This window comes from Parasutterella muris, from assembly GCF_009767915.1.
Taxonomy (GTDB): domain Bacteria; phylum Pseudomonadota; class Gammaproteobacteria; order Burkholderiales; family Burkholderiaceae_F; genus Parasutterella; species Parasutterella muris.
The window spans coordinates 1-538 of record NZ_WSRP01000114.1 but is presented as its reverse complement, the minus strand read 5'-3'; the positions used below and the strand labels follow the sequence as shown (position 1 = coordinate 538).

Genomic DNA, 538 nt, shown 5'->3' with positions numbered 1-538 from the left:
AGAGTTCTCCGTCCTTGAAGCAATGTGGGAAGCGCTATCAGGCGGAGTCACTGCTATCGGTGTCTTCTGGATTCTTGAAGGCTATGGCGTCAACGAGCTTGCCGCCGTTGGGATTTCATTTATGGCTGCATATCTCGGCGTCCGAATTATTGCGCACTACATCAAACGATTTCTGGATAACAGATTAGGAGCTAAATCATGAGCGTCTTCTTAAACGAGTGGGCAATTCGCCTATGCAGATCAGCGGCTATAGCGATTGCGGTGTGCTTTGGCTTTCTGCTTGGTTATTACTACTGCGAGAGGTCTGTCATCTTTGACGATATTAAGCGCGGTATCTGGTCAAACGAGAAGGCCATCCAGCACAACACGGAATTGATTCACGAACTGTATAGAAAACATGAGTTGGAATTTAAAAAATGAGCGAGCACTTTAAACCCGAGGAGTTTGCGTCAAAAGATGGCAAACCAAGTCCGTGGCCCGAGGTCGTTGATCCGGGCCTTTATCATTTGTTAGAGGAGATCAGGGCCGATTTTGGAGA

Annotated in this window: 2 protein-coding genes; both read left to right on the top strand. The window is 47.4% G+C overall.

Annotated elements, in window-relative coordinates; genetic code table 11:
* A partial coding sequence (locus E5987_RS12805) for a hypothetical protein (RefSeq protein WP_160336448.1) occupies nt 1–202 on the top strand: 202 nt, incomplete at its 5' end.
* Nucleotides 199–420 (top strand): hypothetical protein, encoded by a 222-nt coding sequence (locus E5987_RS12800; protein WP_160336447.1) that lies wholly within the window; start codon nt 199–201, stop codon nt 418–420. The genes E5987_RS12805 and E5987_RS12800, both read left to right, overlap by 4 nt.
* Nucleotides 421–538: the final 118 nt, after the last annotated feature.

Bases quoted from the DNA above. Each gene is read 5' to 3' on its own strand.
- E5987_RS12800 (WP_160336447.1), top strand. From the start codon at position 199: ATGAGCGTCTTCTTAAACGAGTGGGCAATTCGCCTATGCAGATCAGCG.